Here is an 18,284-nt window from a genome sequence, read left to right as displayed (position 1 = left end):
CTAGGGCAGGACCAAGAAAGAGACGTAGACGGGCGAACCACTTCCTGGTCGAACCAGCGCATGTCGCACCCATCCAGGACGAGATGGCCGAATGCTGATGATGATCTCCTTTGGCTCCGGGCCGGGGCCGACCTCGAACTCCAGACGCTGCCCTTCGGCCGTCGCCACGCTGCGAATTGGCTCGGGGTTGATGCGCTCTATGGCCAGCGCATCTATGAGCCCGGTTCCCAGTTCGATCGTAGCTGTACCCCCGGTAGAACCGGCCACCTTCAGCCGCAGTTCGTCGGCGCTCTGCCATCTGGCGACACGAGGATAGGTGAATGTGCCGCCCGTGCCGGATAGCGTATTACTGGCGAGCGGGCCGCCCTTTCCAGTCAGCCCGACCAGCGCGGCAACGATCACGATAATCATCAGGAGCCAACCAAGCCGCTGCGTACGCCAAAGCTTCGACTGAAACGATCTATCGGAGTTCAGCTCCAATTCGTCGGGCTTCTGCATTGTTCCGCCTCCGTATCAGGTGAACCTGCGGAGGGTCATGAGAGTTCCAAATCCGCCCAACCCGGCGAGTGGATCAGAGTAGCGCATCTGGAATCCGAGTGCGGCAAAAAGTAAACAGATTCCAGGGACTTGCATTAGGCATCATTGCCCGAAATATGTCTCAATCCGTGCATGTGGCCGGGCAAGCCCCGACAACGCCATTCCGCATGACCGGCCTTATCTTGCCGCTTCTGCAGACCGATCAATGGGAACTATCGGGAGCCAGACCCGGCTAGGATTGGCGCCGCCGCGCATGAGCGTCACCGTCGCGGCCTGATAGTCCGAACTTTTGGCGTGGAAGATGTTTGGCACATAGGTTTGCGGATTGCGATCATAATAAGGGAAGAGGCTGGACTGGATCTGGATCATGATCCGGTGGCCGGGCTGGAACGTGTGGTTCACGGTCGGCATGCGAAATTTGTACTGTTGCACCTTGCCCGGCGGAATTGGCGACGGATGCTCGAAGCTCTTGCGGTAGCGTCCCCGAAATATCTCGAGGCTGATCGGGAGCTGGTACCCGCCCATTTTGGGATTGGTCGCATTTTCCGGCGGGTAGACGTCGATCACCTTTACCACGAAGTCGCCGTCTGTACCCGTCGTGCGCGCGAAAATGTCGGCGATCGGCGCACCGGAGACGCGTACCGGATGCTTCAGCACCTCGGTCTGATAGGTCATCACGTCCGGACGGCCGTCGAAGCTGCGCTGGTCGTGCGTCAGCCAGGCAACCCAACTGCCGTCATCGAAATTGACTGGTCGCGGATAATGGGGAACCGGCTTGGCAGGATCGGCGACATAGCTGTCGGCGCCCGCCGCGCCAGCATGGAAATCGAGATTCCCATTTCCGTTCAGGAAAATGGGCGTCAGCGGCCTCGGGCAAGCCTTTTCGCAGGCCAGCGGCCAAGCGGCGTGTGTCTCCCATCGGTCTTCACCAACATTGTAGGCAGTCACGGTCGGTAGACCGGCCGGTGGGCCATCCTTCAGATGCTCGTTAAAGAAGGGTAGGACGATATTCCGCCAATAGTGCTGAACGGTCTCGCCATCATATTCGAGCGGCCCGAGCCGCCGGCCTTCGCGGTTCAGCTGGCTGTGCGACCATGGCCCGAGAACGAGGAAGTTGTTGCCGGTCTTGCCCTTGCCCCTCAAGGCCTCGAACGAATGGATCGCGCCGTAAATATCATCCTGATCCCACAAAGGCTGGACCCACAAGGTCGGGATGTCGGAGGGATTGGCCGCGAGCAGCTTGTCGAGTGCCATGCCCTGCCAGACATGATTGTAGGTCGGATTGTCGACCAGGCGTCGCCAGAACGGCAGTTGATCATAGCCATGCGCGCTGCCCCAAGCACCTGCCGATCCGGCACGAAGGAAGTTTTCATAGTCGTCGTAACCGCCGCGCGATGGCGGTCGTGCTTTGCCTCTGTCTCCGGTCTGCTCGGCGATATAATTGGCCATATGCTGCCGGAACGCACCATTGTGGAACCAGTCGTCACCGATCCAGCCATCAACCAGGGGGCTTTCAGGCACGGCGACCTTCAGCGCCGGATGCGGCTTGATCAGGGCCATCACAGTAGTGGTGCCTTCATATGAGGAACCGATCATGCCGACCCGGCCATTGCTTTCCGGCAGATTGGCCTTGTTTACCAGCCACTCGATCGTGTCGTAGGTGTCGGTGCCGTGATCGGTGTTGGTCCTGTTGAGCGGCCCGATCATCGGCCGCGTCACAACATAGTCGCCCTCGGACTTGTACTTGCCGCGCACGTCCTGCCACACCCGGATATAACCGGCCCGGACGAATGCTTCGTCCTCACGCGCAAGCGCGTTGATCATTGATTTGCTGGTGGTGCGCGCCGAACGCGCTGACGCATTATAAGGTGTCCGACTCATCACGATCGGCGTGTCGGCCGCCCACTTGGGAACCAGGATGACGGTGTAGAGCTTCACGCCGTCCCGCATCGGGATCATGAATTCCCGACGTTCGAAATCGCTTCCCTGTATCGCCGGAGAATAGCGGCTTGGGATATCGCCGCCCTGGCGAACGACCGGCTCAACACCGGATGTCCGCTGGGCAGGCAGACTCGCCGGCGCGGACAGTGCCGCCACCAGCGCAACAAGGAAGAGAAGTCGTTTTGGCATGGGGGTGGCCCTCCGGCAGCTCAGATTGCGATGAAGTGAATGGCGGAATTATCGCGAACTCTCGCCTCCCGGCGGCGGCGCGGCGATTTCGGCCAGGCGAACGCTGATCGGGCACGTCCAGTTTGAGCAGATTTGCCTGCCAAACCGAGGGCCGAAGGATCACGAGACCGCACTTGTGCGAGGCAAGTGGGAGAGGCGAGGTGGCACAATCGGGCCAGGCAAGCTGGAACGGAAAGGTATGGGTTGCGGAGGCAACCCATACCGACATCGCGGCGGCCACTCATCAGCATGACATATTGAGAAACGCGCATTGCGACGCAAATGACTAATCCTGGCTCTAGAGCTAGGACATCTAAGGTGTCTCAGGCCGCCGCTTTCCGCGGTGCGCCAGGCGTTGAAGCTACTGCGCGAGACGCCGAGCGCCCTGCGGAGCGCCAGCCTTCTCGCCTTCTCAAGCGGCGGATCGAGCGGCCTCTTCCAATCGACTGCGCGGAGCTGCGCGCCTTGCGAAGGCGCTTTAATTCACGCCCAGGCGTCGAGCTGAATCCAATAGAATGCCACCTGTCGGGGTCCCACCGGACTTCGACTGGTTGACCCCTCCCCGTTTCGGAATCACGTCCTCCTCATCCCACCCCACGCATCAAATGTGCGGCGGGCCTGCTTTCTTGGAGGCCGGGGGAAACGGATCCCGCCAGATTGCGACGCCGACGCGCATTTGTTGCCTCGGCCCTACCCCTGATTGCCGACGTGTGCACTGGCTCCGACATCAACGTCTGCGCTCATGTCCGTCGATGCCACTGGGTCACACACCAACTTCTTCCTGAAGATCCGGATGAGAATGCCGGCATTCAACAGCATCAGCACGCCATAGATGTTCTGACTGACTGATAGCTCAACGCTATCCAGCACCGTGGCCGTCAGGAACAGCGCCAGCGTCGCATTCTGAACGCCCACGCATTAGCTTGGACAGCGCCAGCTGACATATTGGCGCCGGATATCAGCGGCAAACAACGGGCCGAACCGGCTCCACCAGTGCCGCACGGCTTCACGGCAATTATCGATGCCGCGTTCGGACAGGAAGTCTTCAACGTTCCTAAAAGACCGAAGGAAGAGTATCTACATCACCACCACCAGGCGGATCACTTCGGGTGACGAGTTAAAGTAGCGAAACAGGCTAGCGGGCCTGCGGAGACGAGGCATCAGGCGCCCCTGCCCTGTCACTAACCGGTGCTGTCAGGCTAATGCTAACTTGTCTCTGGTTGTGGGCCGGTGCGGCCCGTATGGAGACAGGGTTGATGAAGCCGATCTCGTTCAAGCGTCACAGATTTCCTCCCGATGTCATCCGCTACGCGATTTGGCTCTATTTCCGCTTCACCCTCAGCCTTCGCGATGTGGAGGAGCTCCTGGCTCAGCGCGGTATCGAGGTTAGCTACGAGACTATCCGTTGCTGGACGATCAAGTTCGGTCCGCAGATCGCCGAGAAACTGAAGGCCAGGAGGCCAGCGCCCTCCCCTCGCTGGCACCTCGACGAGATGGTCTGCTCGGTAGGCGGCAGGCGAATGTATCTCTGGCGGGCTGTCGATGATGAAGGCGAGATCCTCGACATGGTCATGCGGCCCTATCGCGATGTCCTCACAGCAACGCGCTTCCTCGCTAACCTTCTGCTCACGCAGGATGTCTACCCTGAGCGGATCGTGACGGATGGGTTGGGATCCTACAGCAGCGCGGCGAAGCGCCTGGGCATCGGCCACCTCCATCGAAGCGGTCGATTGAGGGAAAACAACCGAGCCGAGAACTCGCATCTGCCCATCCGGCGACGAGAGAGAAAGATGCAAAGGTTCAAGTCCCAGGGATCAGCCCAGCGTTTCCTCGACACCTTCTCCGCCGTCCACAATACGTTCTACACCCAAAGGCATCTTACCAGCCGCGCCGTTCTGAGGAAGTTCCGCGGCCAGGCTTTTCACGCCTGGAATGAAGCTGCCGCAGCCTGATCGCGGCAGCCGTTGTGCAGGCTGCATCTCGGATCGGTTAACTTGACAGTTCCGTCAGTTATTCTGACAGCCCCGTGCACTGGATTGATCACGCTGAGTTTCCGCTAGAGGTTCGCCGCCTGACCAACGATGCTCGCATAGCTGTTTGAATCAGTATCTCCTTCAGTTCCGAACAGGAGGACAATGCTTTGGTTCGTCAGCTCGAGCTTCGATCGAAGGAGCTCTTCGCGCTCTCCCATTATGGCAATGAGGGCACCTGCTCCCGCACCGCCCGCCTCTCCAATCACTAGGCCAGGATCATTGCCTTCTGGATTGGCCAATCGCCTCATGGCCTCGAATGACTCTATGTCGTCGATTGCAAGAAAGTCGTCGGCGCCCTTTCTTAGAATTTTCAGTGCGTTCAGCGACGGCTTCCCCGCTGCAAGGCCATACATCTTCGTGTTATGGGCTCCATCGACGATTACCAGCTTGCCGCTTTCGACGCTGCGGTAGAGGCAATTCGCTTCCTTGGATTCGACAACGATAAACCTTGGGCGCCGAGATCCCCATTTCTGCCAGAAGTGGGAGCACATGGCTGCCGCGATTCCGCCTACCCCGGCTTGCACGAACACGTGCGTTGGAATGGTGTCTGCCGGGAGTTGCTCAACGATTTCGTCGGCAATGACTTGGTAGCCGTGCATAACGTCGCGTGGTGTGTCTTCATGACCTTCGTAAGAGGTGTCCGATATGATGTACCAGCCGTTTTCTTGCGCATCTGCTTCGACGGCCTTGACCGCGAGATCGTAATTACCCTCGATCCGCACCACGTTCGCGCCAAGTTGCTGAAGCGCCGTGACGCGGCCTGGGCTTGTGTTCAGAGGAACATAGATATTGCATCGACAGCCGAACGACTTCGCGGCGAAGGCTACGGAACGGCCGTGATTGCCGGTGGTGGCGCATGCAACGGTGATGCTTTCGATGGCATTTGCGTAACCTCCACTGAGGATGTCACGTACACTTATCTTTGAGGCGGCCGTGATGTCCTGCAGCCTACAGGCAAGCAGCCGGTAAATAGCATAGGATCCGCCAACTCCCTTGAGGGCTTTCAGCCCGAACCTCGAACTTTCGTCCTTCAGATAAATACGCTCGACACCGATGGCTTCTGCCAAACCTTTAAGTTCACGTAGCGGAGTGGGGTTGTACCACGGCAGTTGCCCGATGACCTCCTTTGCGTCGTTGAAACCGTGCTGGTCCAACACAGTCTGCAGTTCAACGTCGTAGGGAGTGCACGGATCTGCATTGGGGTTGTGAAAGTGGAGGATCGGACTGCTCGCCGGTGCAAGCCGCGAATGGGTGGACAATGTCATGACCTTTCGTGTTTGATACAGACAGAAAACATCAGCCGAGCTGATCATGCCCTGCTTCCAAAGCGGCAAGTTCAGCCAACAGCCCCTGGGCAGCGAGCGCGATCAAATCTTCCCCGTGGCGAGGATCTGCCTGGAGCGGATCAGATCCCATTCTCCCGTCGGGATGACGCGCTTTGAAATCGAGCGCATCGCGGACCGGCCCGCTGGGTGCGATCGGCGGATGGCAGTGCGCGGTCTTTATCGATGCAGGATATGCCGCCTGTGTGACCGAGATTTCGGACGGCTCCGCGTGACTGCCATGACCGTGAGGGAATTGCCGGCGCGCCAGTTCTTCGACACCAGCTAACTGCCACCAATTGCGCAAGATCAGGATCAGGCTAGACCTGCGTTTCTCATAACTCGCCTCCGCATAGAATTCGGAAAACGCCGCCTCAATGGTCGGGATATTTCCGCCATGGCCGTTTAAGAAATAAATTGTCTGGAAGCCTTGAGCGCAAAACGAGGAAATCCAGTCCTTCAGCACCAGCATCATCGTTGAGGGACGAAGCGAAATGGTGCCAGGAAAGGCGAGGTGATGCTGCGCCATGCCGACATTGAAGGTCGGACCGATAAGAACTTGATTGCTCTGAGTCTCCGCGCGCGCCGCGATGATCTCCGGACACATCCAGTCAGTCCCAAGCAGCCCAGTAGGTCCATGTTGTTCAGTCGATCCGATCGGAATCACGATCGTTCGAGAGCCACTGCGGAGGTGAGCTTCGACCTCGACACATGTAGAGAAGCTCAAAATCATAGACCCTGCCAATCGCGAAAAAGCCATAACCAGACACAGGTCTAGCCCCATCGGCCAGAACGGCAACATATTTTTCCGTTGCGTACATTGTTTTCCATATTATGAAATAGATTGTTGGTGGTAAGCAGGCACTCCTTCAGATGATCCGAGAGTTCGACACCAAGCGACTAGGCCTGATCGGCGGGCGATGAATCTGTCTCGGTCGCTAAAAAGAGGACAGAATATGAGTAATCTAAAAATAATAGCAGGCCCTTTTACCTTTCTCGGCCGACTGGAAGCTGAATCCGCGCCCAGGACTTGCGACTACTTCAAATCCTGCCTGCCCTATTCCGAACGCATCATCCATGTGCGTTGGAGCGGGGAAGGCTGTTGGATCCCGCTTGGCGATGAGGCCATAGACTTGCCGGTCGAGAACGCGACGAGCTATCCCGCGCCGGGTCAGTTCATCTTCTACCCCGGCGGCTTCAGCGAGACCGAGATTCTTCTCGCTTACGGCGGGGTCCGCTTCGCGAGCAAGCTGGGCCAATTGGCTGGCAATCACTTCCTCAGCATAACTGAAGGTTTGGATCAGCTGGCGCAACTTGGGCGACTGGCCCTTTGGGAAGGGGCACAAGATATCAGATTTGAAATGGCTTGACGCTAGACTACCGGATTTGTGGTCTGGCCGAGCGAGGGGCTGGCGTCTTGTGACGTCAGCCTCCCCACACAGTCGTTAAGAGGCGGAGGAAGTTCCCACCCAGAATAGCGGTGATGTTCGCGTCCGAATATTTACGACGAAGCAGTTCTTCCGTCAGGTCGAACATCTTCAACGGATGATCGAATCCTTCGATGTCTGCCTTTTCGCGGATTGCATAACTTGCCTTGTAGGATGCCCGCGCCTGAGCAAGCGCAGCGGGTGACATGTCATCATAGCCGTTCATATCGATGTCGCTGCCTATCCCGACGTGATCGATGCCGACCAACTTCACGACATGATCGATATGATCCACCATGTCGCCAAGGCTAGTCGGCTCCCTCCCGCTCACGAACATGCGCACCCCGGTTATCCCCATCACTCCACCCTTCGCCGCACATGCCTTGATGGCCTCGTCGGTCTTGGTCCGCGGATGGTCGTTGAGGGCGCGGCAGTTGCTGTGGGTAATAGAAACCGGGGTCTGCGATAAGCTGATGCCGTCAAGCGTCGTGCGATCGCCGCAATGGGATAGATCGACCAGCATGCCGGCATCGTTCATTGCGGCGATGATCGCTTGGCCAAAATCGCTAACACCGCCATCGGCACGATCGGTAGAGCCGGAGCCGATCCGGTTCTGACTGTTGTAAGTCAGCTGAGAGACGCGCTGGCCCAGGTCATAAAAGAATTTGACGTCGGACGCATGCCGGAAATGCTCAGAATTCTGCAACCCCATGATAACGGCGATCTGACCGTCACGCTTGGCCCGGAGAATGTCCACAGCCTTGTCCACGAGAGCGAAGACTTGGCTATGCCGACCGGCAAAATTCTGTTGTCTGGCGAGGAACGTCAAAGCGCCTTCGAAGGCATCCGGCCCGCCCACCCCTGACGCGAAGTGAAGACAGTTGATGCCGCTCGAACGAAATTCCCTCTCATCCTTTTGGCTGAGAGGTCTCGAGAAAAAGCCATCGCTGGGATCGAGCTTGAAGGAACTCAGCATGTCGATGACCGTGGATGATTTCATCAGATCAAGGGCGCGCTTTGAATATGCCCGGGGCGTCCTCGCGTTAAGGCGATAATAGCCTCGGTTGATCATGGGAAATCCGCTGGCGGTCAGTGCCAAAGCACCTCCAAGCACCGCCCGGCGGGATAGGATTTTCGTTGTTTTCCTCACCGCCATGCATTTCGCTCCCTGACTGCATCTGCCGGGCTAAGCCCGTTCAGATTTGGCATCGTTGCTTTCGTTCCCTGCGTTAATGGCGAGCATATTCAGCAAGCCCTTCTTAGCCCGGCACAGTCGAGCCAGCAGCAAGGATCGTACGCAATATTGCGGCGAAGGGCATTTGCTGGTTGGGATCGACGTTCATCATGACCGCCGCGGACAGTCGCTGTCGCGGGAAGGTGACGACATAGGACGTATAGCCTGGAACCGACCCGCCGTGGCCGATCGCTTGAAGCCCATCGAAGGTCCCCACCTCCAACCCGAAGCCATAAGCGGGCTTTCCTTGTGCGATCGGTGAATCATCCCGGAGCACAGGACGCCCATTATTAAGCGTTCCAGTCTTCAGCATTTGCTGGAGACTACGCTTCTTGACGACGCGGCCGGCGAACAAAGCCTGGTGCCATTTGACCAGATCCGAAGGCGTAGACCGCAGCACGCCCGCGCCGCCCGCATTGTCCATGGAAACATAGTCCGCCTTGCGAAAGCGGCCGGGCTTTTCGTCGATCAGCGCGTAGCCATCCGCCCGCTGCGGCACTATGTCGGAGGCATGATCGACCGCGGTCTGCTTCAAACCTGCATCGCGGATCAGATCGCCAAGCGTGTCTTGAAGCGGCCGCGCGCCCACTCGCTCGACCATGACGCCAAGCAGGAAGTAGTTGGAGTTTGAATATTCAAAACGATCCCCAGGCGAGAAGTTCATGAGTTCGGGCTGCCCCAGTATATAATCCAGCATCTGCTTGGGCGTGCGGTCGATCTTCTGCTGCTCGGCGAACTCGCGGCCGGAATAATTGCGCAGGCCCGAGGTCTGGTTCAGCAGCATGCGCACAGTGATTGGGCCTGTTGATGCCATCTCCGGAATGTATTTTGCGGCCAGCGCGTCTAGGTCGAGGCGACCAGCTTCGACGAGCCGCATGACGGCCGCCGCCGCGAACTGCTTAGTGATTGAGCCTGCCCTGAAAACGCTAGCAGCATTTACGGGCGTGTTGGTCTCCAGATTGGCGATCCCATATCCCTCGGCGAGCAGCAGTTTTCCGTTCCGCATTGCCGCCACAGAGAGGCCCACGCCATGGCCGCTGTTGAGAAAGGCTGTGGCTATGGTTTCTATCCCCCCCGCCGAGGCGGGGGAGGATGCGGGAGGCACAATGGCATCCCCGCCAAGTGCTTTCGCGACGGCAGGGTGAGCGCTTAGGACCAGAGGGAAAGCGGCTGTGATCAGTTGACGTCGGTTCATTTGGGCCTCCGGATGGTCGAGGCGTTTGAGTATGAGGAGATCTCAGACGGGAGCTCGTCCCACTTTGCCGCTATGCTCTCCCGGAGCTGCCGATTCTGTGAGGTCTCGCAAGCCAAGGTGTCGTCTCGAGGGGGCATCCAGATTATTTCGCGTACAAGGAGCGCAGCCCCCGCACCACCGAAGTTCCCATTACGTCCGAGTGCCCCATTCCGGGGTGGTACTCAATCGTCATCTTGAGTCCGGGATAATGGCGGCTGGCCAACACGCCGGCCAAATGCGACATTCCGCTGACAATCTCTCCCATTCCCTCAAGCATCGGATCCGAAGCTTCGAGCACGCCGGAGGCCAAATAAGCGCCGACCGGAAGATCCTTGTGAGTCTTTGCGTAGGCAGCTTCCTGGCGGAAGATCTCGCCCTTGCCGTACGACATGGCGGGACTTGAGATGATATACTTGTTGAACGGAGTATTCGGCTGGAACATGGCCCAGGAGGTGAAGAACCCCCCAGCCGACAGACCGAAGAGGCCGAGCTGCTTGGTGTCGATCGGGTACTTTGCCGCGAGCAATGGGATCATTTCGGTCGTCATCGATTGGAGGAACTTCGCCGAACCACCGGTGCATCGGCCTTCCGGCGACTTGTACCTCTTGCAATATTCCTCGACGCCCTGGCCGAAGATGTCTTGTCGATCCCATCCTGGGGGAGAAAATTCGTAGATCCGCCGACTGGTGTGCAAGTCCCCACCCTCTTCGAGCGACGTGCCGACGCTGATGATGAACAGCGGCGTGATGACGCCATCGAGCGTGGATGCGGACTCATAGACATTGCCGAAGGTCGAATCCCCATCCGTGACGATCAGAGCCGGATACTTCTTGCCGTCTCCCGCCTTGTAGCCCGCCGGGAGGCCGACATTCAGAGAATAGCGGACGCCCATCGATGGCGACTGGAACGTGAAAGACTGGACACCAGGGTTCGGGACTGGCCGCGGCTGCAGCTGCGCGTGCGCGACAAAAGGGGAGAAGGCGAGCAAGAGACCCGCAATGCCGATAAATAATTTCATAAAATTCCAAGTCTGGGCAGAGCGAGTTTCGCTCTGCCCATGTGGCGCGAAATCAAAAGTCCAGACGAATTCCCGCAGTGAAGTACCGGCCGACGGAATCATAATTGAATCCGCCCAATTGAACGACCAGCGGCGGGTCCTTGTCGAACAGGTTCCTGACGTTCCCGAAGAAGGTGAACTTGTCTGCCACCTTGAACTGGGCACCGAGATCCACGTAGGTGCGCGCACCCACGTCGTTGTTCACGATGTTGGGCTGCGATGCGTCGAACTTGCCGCCCCCAACATAGCGGATACGGAGATCCAGGCCGTAAGTGTCGCTCTGGTAGGTAGCGCTGAAATTGCCCCGCCAGTGCGGAATTCCACCGATGGCTATGTCTCCAACGCTACCCGCCTTGTTCACACCGTCGATGACGAGTTCATTCACGTAGGTAGCAAGAGCGCGGAAGCGCAATGCACCCGGCATATTAGAGACACGGGACATGGGCAGCACATAGGCAGCTTCGATGTCGATGCCATTTGTCCGGAGGCTGGCTATGTTCGCATTGGTCGCCCGGACATCGGTGATGGTCCCGCTAACCGGATCCCGGGTGATCCGATCGCACGCTTCAGTATCTCCCGCCGCGCAATCGGCCGTAATCGACGCCGTGTCGGGTGTTCCGATCGCTCCGTTGATCTTGATGTCATAATAATCGACTGAGAGGCTGAAGCCTTGGAAGAAGGAAGGCGTAAAGGAACCGCCGACCGTCCAGGTCCTGCTGATCTCTGGCACCAGATCCGGATTGCCACCTTCCGTTACTCTGACCATCGGATTTGGGTCATAGCCAGGCCCCGGCGCCGCCGGCGGATCTCTATCCACAGCTTCCCTGATGGCGAGACCAGAAGCGTTGAAGAGTTCGCCGATGCTTGGCGCGCGAATGTCGCGAGAACGTGTCACCCGCAGCAACAGGCTGTCGAACAGCCTCGCGGTTCCGCCGACTTTCCATGACCAGATGCCGCCACTGCGGCTATAGTCGGAATAGCGGGCAGCGCCGTTCAGCTCAACCTTCACCTGATCGCCATTAATCAACGGCACCAGCGCTTCGGCAAACGCTTCCTTGACATTAAAGCCGCCGTTGAGAGGCTCGGCGTATAAAGGCGACCCGAAAATGCTGACGGGGTTGCCGTGGGCGTCGGGAACTCTCAGCTTGTCGAGGGCTCCATTATCCTGAATCTGCTCTTCCCAGCGCGCTTCCGCACCGACGGCGACCGTTACCGGCCCGGCCCAAGTTGAGAATGGGTCTCCCTGAAGCTCGATCCCAGCGGAATCCAGTTTGCGAGTACCGAAAATCGACTGTGTCCCGCGCACATAATCAGCGGCCGCTTGCGAGGCGTTGCCCTCGCCAAACGGATTGAATGGAACGCATGCGGGATCATCGTTTGTCGGATCCGGATCGGCATTTACTCGGCAAGCGATACCCCCAGCAGTCTGCACCGCATCTAGCGCACGAGCAAAATTTCCGGGGATGGAGCTGTTCAGGAGAAGCTCCGTCGTGTCCACTTCGCCGTGACTGAAGTGCGCGCTGTACTTCCAGCCGTTTCCGAAGGTGCCGTCTATCCCCACTGCTCCTTCGAAGGTTTCGCGCGTCGCGTCGAGCCGAGTGAAGAATGTGTCGCGCGAATAGCGGCCGAGCACGAAAAACGGTTCGCCGGTGGCAGCCAGTTGCGGCGGCAGGAAAGCATTGTCCCCCAATAGCACCGACACCAGGACGGCGTCTGCCGGATCGATTATGAACGACTGGTTCGTTTTGGCTCTGCCATATGCAGCGTCCACCCATATGGTCGCATTGCCGATGTCATAGCTTAACCTTGCATAGCTGCCGATCCGTTCAACCGGGCTTGCGACGTTGATGGTCGTATAAAGATTGATGGCGTCTTCAGGCCGTGCGGCGCGCAAAGTCCCATCATTGTTGAATACCAGGCCGGCATTAGCCCCACTAAGGACGGTTCCGCCGTAGGTGAGCGGGCCAAGATTGGGCACGCCTGGCCTCAGCTCCCTGCAAGGCGCAGCAAGACCTCCAGCGTTGATACAACTACCCGGTACGGTAACGAGGCCGGCGCCAAACCAGGGTCGATCATTAAAGCCGGTCGTACCGATGCCTTTATCCCGAAGATATTCGGCGCCGATCATGAAATGCCCTTTTCCGCCCGCAAACTCAGTGCCGAAGGCGCCGTCGAAGCCATAACGGAAACCGTCCCCGCGTGAGGAAATGCCGGTATTCGCGCCCAGGTGGATGCCTTCAAGCTTGTCGTTGAGGATGATGTTGACGACGCCGGCGACAGCATCGGAGCCCCAAGCCGCAGACGCACCGCCCGTGACCAGTTCGACCCTCTCGACCAAGTTTGTCGGGACGAAGTTGAGATTGTTGTCGCCGACAAACCGCCGCCCGTTGATCAAGGTAAGCGTCCGCGCCGCCCCGAGGCCACGCAGATCGACCGACGCGACGCCGGTGTTCGTGCTGGCGGCGTTTGTGGTCGCCGAAGAGCTGTTGCGAACTTGCGGCTGCTGATTCAGCACCTGCTGGAGGTTGGGCTGCGCAGCCTGGCGGATTTCGGTGTTTCCGAGCACCGTGGTGGGCGTCGGCTGCTCAAAGCCGGCGCGTTCGATACGCGAACCGGTGACGACAATCTCGGTCTCATCACCGCTCTCGCCAGCACCCGCTTGTTCTTCTGGCGTCTCGTCGGCGGAGGCTGCTGTGGTCTGCGCCGATGCACTTCCCGCGCACAAGATTACGGCTGCCACGGCCAAAGCACTGCCACTGCCTGATAGCCAACCCGCACGGCCCAGAAATGCTTTCATGTGATACCTCCCCCGTAGAGCAGCGCACGCGGTTCAGCCGAGTTTCGCTGCAAATATATAATTGAATTGGTAAGACCGGTCCGAGTTCTGCCCACAGACAACCGTTGTTCGGTAATCGTGGTTGATAGGAAAGGAGCCGTCATCGGACTCTGTTCGCCATCTCGACGACTGCCTCGATGAGGACATCGCGACGGTCGCGTGCGACGTCGTGAGAGCTTTTATCTGCAACGATCAACTTGCACCGACTGGTGTGTGCAAACTGCGCCTGAGCATTTCTCCATGCGCCCGCGTCAATTGGATCTTCGAAGGGAGTGTTTTCCGCAACGATCACGGTGCACGGAACCCCTGCCGGCCAAGCGACCTGGTGATATGCTCGTGCCGTCTCGACGAAGCTTTCAAACAAGGCCAATTGGCTTCGGGTCTGCTTGGTCTGGTCCTTGGATTGCTTCATTGCCGCTATTGCAGGTGCGTAAGCTTTGCTTTGACGGTCGAGCATAGTCTCCGTGAAGAATGGCGGGACGTTGGCGTCCACCAGGACTGCCCCGGAAATCCATTCCGGATGTTGCCGCGCCAAATAGGTTGTGATTTTGCCCGCGAATGAGTGCGGCACCAGGATCACGTTTTGGGTCGCACCCAGCCTTTTAAGCCCCTGTGCCAAATCGTCGACGGCATCTTCGATCTTGAGCGGTCCCGGACGCTCCTCACTCGCCCCGAAACCTGCGCGATCGTAAGTGATAATGCGGGCGCCGGTGCGTCGGGCCAGTTCGGGTACCAAATCATTCCAATAGGATGAATCCCCTCCCCCTCCAGCGTCCAAGACGATGGTCGGTCCGCGACCCGAAGCGCGAGCCGGAGTCACGTGGAAGGCAATTTTTGCTCCTCGATTTTGGATCAGGGTAGACTCGCTCACAGGGGTGTCGCCCCGAGTGCCGACATCCCGGAGGGGCACAGCACTTTCACTAGCGGAGAGGCAGCCCCCCAGTGACAGCGCGGCCGCGGCACAGCAGGTCAAGACCGTCCGATCTCGTGACTGGTAACGTGTCATGGCCATACCGTTCCCCTGAATTGTTTTTCCGGCGGCAATGCCGGCCCCGGAGAGCCGCTCATAGGCTGGTATTTCGAGATGACTTAGTTTTTGCTGTTCTGTCAAGATGTCGGCGATATTTTTTCTTATATCGAGAATTTTTCACACCGAAGGGGAAGGGCAGCCGCTAAGACGTTCCCGGTAGGGACGGGCAAGCCAACACAGAGGGGCCTCAGAACCGCTCAAGCCGGACTACAAGTTTCTCCTGACAAGCGGGCCCGGTCCTTGAAGCCGCAATTTCGGTAGCCAGGCATTTTGAATGCTGGCACTCAACCGCGATGCTGAAGCTGCGAACTGGTTCGCAACTCAGCTACTTTGCTTGGTCTGAAGCTTAACGTTTGGACGGCGCAGTTTTGGGAGATGGCGCCTCGCGATCGGTCTCTGTCTGCTCTTCGTGACTGCTCATGAGCTGCATCTCCGATGTGGCGCAAACCGAAAGGATACGGCAAGGCTCGTCACCCACCGCGATATAGGCGTGCCCCATGCCGCTGTCGAAGTAGATCGCATCTCCCTGCGTCAACCGGGTCGGGGTATACATGTCGGTGTAGAGGTCCATCGTGCCTTGAAGGACGTAGACATACTCCTCCCCGGAATGTCTCATGAACTCCCCATAATCTTCAATCGATTTCACCGTGATCTCCCCGATGATCGGGATGATGCGCTTGTTAAGGAGGTCCCCGGCCTGATAGATATAATTGCCTTTCGGAGTCTCGATCACTTTTCCTTGCCCGCCATAGGCGACACTTCGTCGGGCGGTGCCTCCGCTTTTCCGATCTTCGGGCGGCGATGAACCGAACAAGCGAGCGATATCGACGTCGAAGGCTTCGCTGATGAGAAGCAATTTCTCAAGCGTCAGGGCCATTTTGTCGTTTTCCATTTTGGATAAGGTGGAAATCGACAGATTGGTGCGCCGACTGGCTTCCGTAAGGGTCCAGCCACGTTCAGCCCTCAAGCGTTTCAATACAGCTCCTGGCTTGGCTTGCGGCCGCGCGGGTGGAGATTGATCCGCCATCGTAGTTCCTCATCGACATGGTTTTGGCCTTGGCCGGCCGTCTCTCTCATACGCCAAAAATGATCGGACGCCAGTGACCTGCCGTAACCGAGCCGACAGTTTTGATACAGATTTTACCTCGATTGACGCGGAGATTGACGCGGACCCAGTACGGTCAAGTGGCGCATTCGCTCGGCCAACAAATGTGACGCCACACCTCATGGACTTCGATCTTCGGACGACATTTTGCTATTATAGAATTTCGTTGCGATATCGGATAAAGTCTTTATCGTGTCCGTGACAGGGGCACAGCCCCAAAATCCCGACTTAGCGAGCCTAACATGACCATCAAAACAGACTTCGGTGCTGAAGCTTTGACGCTGCCTCACCCTTACCTGCTTTTTCTCGGCGACGTGAAGCATAAGGGCTACGCGAAGACAGCCTTCGGCCTTTGTGACTGGGCTGGCGAAAAATGCGTCGGCGAGTATATTTGCGAAGGTGGCGAGATCACGACCGGGCTGCCACGCATGGCCCCGACAGAAGCTGCAGCCAAGGGCGCTAAATCCGTGATCGTCGGCGTCGCCAACAGCGGCGGCATCATTCCCTCGACATGGGTAGCTTCCTTGGTCGAAGGCTTGGAGGCAGGACTGGACATAGTGAGTGGAATGCATGTCCGTTTGGGGGACATTCCGGAGCTGGCGGAAACGGCAAGGCGGCTCGGTCGACAACTGGTCGACGTCAGAACGCCCCCTGCGAATATTCCGATCGGCAATGGGCAAAAGCGAAGTGGCAAGCGCCTCCTCACCGTCGGGACGGACTGCGCACTAGGAAAAAAATATACGGCGATCGCGCTCAGCCGCGCGTTCGCCGCGCGAGGCGTGCAAGTCGACTTCCGCGCGACGGGTCAAACCGGTATCATGATTGCCGGCGGCGGCATGCCAATGGATGCGATCGTCTCAGATTTCGAGGCCGGCGCTGCGGAGCTTCTATCGCCGGATGCAGCGCCCGATCATTGGGACGTGATCGAAGGACAAGGAGCGATCCTTCATCCGGCTTATGCGGCAGTGTCGCTCGGCCTCCTCCACGGCAGCCAGCCCGACATATTCGTAGTTTGCCACGAGCCCGGGCGAGAAAACGTTATTGGAATGCCTGGATTCAAATTACCCGAGATCGAGGAGATCGTCGAGCTCACGTTGAAGCTCGGCAGACGGACGAACCCCGCCATCCGATGCGGCGGCTTCAGCTTCAACACGTCCGAGATGGGCGAGGTCGAAGCTGCGGAATTTATGACCAAGGAAGGCGAGCGGCTTGGGCTGCCCGTTGCCGACCCGATGAGAGGCGGAGAAGCGTTAGAGCGCCTGGTGGATTCTTGCCTGCAGTGACGCAATCTCGGGTTCAACACCGCGACTCCCCACGGTCGGTAGCGCCTACCAACACCAGGCGCAGCCGAGGAAATTCACACTTCAAGGCGATCACCTGAAGTATGTCGCTCGCTCTCTCAGCATAAACGAGTAGAAATTGCTGACCGTTGAGCACCGGCAGTAGCGCGGCGTCGAAGCGTGTGAGCAAGGCATCGCTCGACCGATGAATGTTCGACCCGGACAGCTGCATGTCCGCCACCCCCTTGCGCGAAAGGTCATGCTGATCAGTGGAGCGCGGTGTGCGCACCCCCGTCGCGTCGGGTGAGACTGCTGGAGAAGCGGCTAAGGTCTTGCGCCTCTCGCAAGGCATTTCGGAAGTGGGCGTGCGCCGCCGCACGGCTCCCCACGGCCTTACTAGCGCCGATCTCGCCCAATTCGACATATTGGAATAACCGAGGACGTGTGATCGGATCCATGTCGGCGCCAAGATCAATTACCGCGGAGGTGCGGGGATTCGAAGCGCCAGTACTCTTATGAGCGCGATACTGTCCCGCTCACAGGTGCGATATGCGCCAATTATGTGAAGCCGAATTAGAACTCCTTGTATAGCGATTGCGCGAGTGCGGGCCCAGTGAAGCCCCGTCAGATACCGCTCGTGATGGATTGGCCGCACGAACAGGATGCAGGCGAGTTGCGCCGCGGCAGGGGCGGTATGGGTGCCGCCGCGGCCAGGCGAGACTTCAAGCGTCACCGCCGCTCCCACTTCGACAGCAGCTTGGGGTACGCTTATATCGAAGTCGGCGACAAACCCTGTCGCACCCTTTCGATTTGCGCCGCGTCGGAATCGCAATTGATGAGCAATCGCGAAGAACAAGCCGAAGCCAAGGGCGCCACCTCGGCCTAGGACTTCAACGGTCGTCGGGACGGGCAGCCGAGCGGACATCCCCTCAACGAAATGCTAGCCTCCATGATTCAAGTATGGCCCGGCGGGCCTGATCCTCTCATTCTGTAAACAGGGTCGTCCAGTTCGGAAACTTC

General features: G+C 58.4%; 16 protein-coding genes. 5 read left to right on the top strand and 11 right to left on the bottom strand.

The genetic code is table 11. The features are described 5' to 3' along the window. The 3 genes from RQX22_RS07095 to RQX22_RS07085 form a co-directional block, all read right to left on the bottom strand. Entirely contained in the window at window positions 1-498 is a 498-nt protein-coding gene (locus tag RQX22_RS07095) for a hypothetical protein (protein WP_315724989.1), read from the bottom strand. Window positions 499-714: 216 nt separating this feature from the next. Further along, entirely contained in the window at window positions 715-2,667 is a 1,953-nt protein-coding gene (locus tag RQX22_RS07090) for a CocE/NonD family hydrolase (RefSeq protein ID WP_315724987.1), read from the bottom strand. 729 nt (window positions 2,668-3,396) lie between these two features. After that, window positions 3,397-3,621, bottom strand: a complete 225-nt coding sequence (locus RQX22_RS07085; protein WP_315724986.1) for a hypothetical protein — start codon at window positions 3,619-3,621, stop codon at window positions 3,397-3,399. Window positions 3,622-3,651: 30 nt separating this feature from the next. Between RQX22_RS07085 and RQX22_RS07080 the strand changes: the two genes are divergently transcribed. Both RQX22_RS07080 and RQX22_RS07075 read left to right on the top strand, forming a co-directional pair. Then, complete coding sequence (locus RQX22_RS07080) at window positions 3,652-3,819, top strand: hypothetical protein (protein ID WP_315724985.1); 168 nt, start codon at window positions 3,652-3,654, stop codon at window positions 3,817-3,819. Between the two features lie 143 nt (window positions 3,820-3,962). Further along, window positions 3,963-4,658, top strand: a complete 696-nt coding sequence (locus RQX22_RS07075) for an IS6 family transposase (RefSeq protein WP_315724983.1) — start codon at window positions 3,963-3,965, stop codon at window positions 4,656-4,658. Window positions 4,659-4,762: 104 nt separating this feature from the next. Here the strand turns inward: RQX22_RS07075 and RQX22_RS07070 are convergent, their stop codons facing one another. Together RQX22_RS07070 and RQX22_RS07065 are read right to left on the bottom strand one after the other, a co-directional pair. After that, window positions 4,763-6,052, bottom strand: coding sequence for a diaminopropionate ammonia-lyase (locus tag RQX22_RS07070; RefSeq protein ID WP_315724981.1), 1,290 nt, complete (start codon window positions 6,050-6,052; stop codon window positions 4,763-4,765). Next, a complete protein-coding gene (locus RQX22_RS07065; protein WP_315724979.1) occupies window positions 6,036-6,794 on the bottom strand; it encodes a creatininase family protein in 759 nt (252 codons plus the stop codon). The genes RQX22_RS07070 and RQX22_RS07065 overlap by 17 nt, the downstream gene beginning before the upstream one ends. Before the next feature lie 223 nt (window positions 6,795-7,017). Between RQX22_RS07065 and RQX22_RS07060 the strand changes: the two genes are divergently transcribed. Then, window positions 7,018-7,431 (top strand): DUF3830 family protein, encoded by a 414-nt coding sequence (locus RQX22_RS07060; protein ID WP_315724977.1) that lies wholly within the window; start codon window positions 7,018-7,020, stop codon window positions 7,429-7,431. A gap of 55 nt (window positions 7,432-7,486) precedes the next feature. Here the strand turns inward: RQX22_RS07060 and RQX22_RS07055 are convergent, their stop codons facing one another. The 6 genes from RQX22_RS07055 to RQX22_RS07030 all read right to left on the bottom strand — a co-directional run bounded on the left by RQX22_RS07055 (window position 7,487) and on the right by RQX22_RS07030 (window position 15,906). Continuing rightward, window positions 7,487-8,644, bottom strand: a complete 1,158-nt coding sequence (locus RQX22_RS07055) for a dipeptidase (protein ID WP_315724975.1) — start codon at window positions 8,642-8,644, stop codon at window positions 7,487-7,489. Window positions 8,645-8,747: 103 nt separating this feature from the next. Next, window positions 8,748-9,917, bottom strand: a complete 1,170-nt coding sequence (locus RQX22_RS07050; protein WP_315724973.1) for a serine hydrolase domain-containing protein — start codon at window positions 9,915-9,917, stop codon at window positions 8,748-8,750. A gap of 142 nt (window positions 9,918-10,059) precedes the next feature. Next, entirely contained in the window at window positions 10,060-11,076 is a 1,017-nt protein-coding gene (locus RQX22_RS07045) for an alpha/beta hydrolase (RefSeq protein ID WP_315724971.1), read from the bottom strand. Then, window positions 11,027-13,810 carry a TonB-dependent receptor plug domain-containing protein gene (locus tag RQX22_RS07040; RefSeq protein ID WP_315724969.1) on the bottom strand — a complete coding sequence of 928 codons (2,784 nt, stop codon included), beginning with the start codon at window positions 13,808-13,810 and terminating at the stop codon, window positions 11,027-11,029. The genes RQX22_RS07045 and RQX22_RS07040 overlap by 50 nt, the downstream gene beginning before the upstream one ends. A 139-nt stretch (window positions 13,811-13,949) precedes the next feature. Then, window positions 13,950-14,960: an alpha/beta fold hydrolase gene (locus RQX22_RS07035; RefSeq protein ID WP_315724967.1), complete on the bottom strand. Its 1,011-nt coding sequence runs from the start codon at window positions 14,958-14,960 to the stop codon at window positions 13,950-13,952. 265 nt (window positions 14,961-15,225) lie between these two features. Continuing rightward, window positions 15,226-15,906, bottom strand: coding sequence for a helix-turn-helix domain-containing protein (locus RQX22_RS07030; RefSeq protein WP_315724965.1), 681 nt, complete (start codon window positions 15,904-15,906; stop codon window positions 15,226-15,228). 320 nt (window positions 15,907-16,226) lie between these two features. Here RQX22_RS07030 and RQX22_RS07025 point away from each other — a divergent pair, with 320 nt between their 5' ends. Both RQX22_RS07025 and RQX22_RS07015 read left to right on the top strand, forming a co-directional pair. Then, complete coding sequence (locus tag RQX22_RS07025; protein WP_315724963.1) at window positions 16,227-17,267, top strand: DUF1611 domain-containing protein; 1,041 nt, start codon at window positions 16,227-16,229, stop codon at window positions 17,265-17,267. A 610-nt stretch (window positions 17,268-17,877) separates the two neighbouring features. Next, window positions 17,878-18,150 carry a hypothetical protein gene (locus RQX22_RS07015; protein WP_315724961.1) on the top strand — a complete coding sequence of 91 codons (273 nt, stop codon included), beginning with the start codon at window positions 17,878-17,880 and terminating at the stop codon, window positions 18,148-18,150. The last annotated feature ends 134 nt before the right edge of the window (window positions 18,151-18,284 follow it).

The organism is Sphingosinicella rhizophila (assembly GCF_032378825.1).
GTDB lineage: Bacteria > Pseudomonadota > Alphaproteobacteria > Sphingomonadales > Sphingomonadaceae > Allosphingosinicella > Allosphingosinicella rhizophila.
This window is presented reverse-complemented; position numbering and strand designations above follow the sequence as displayed.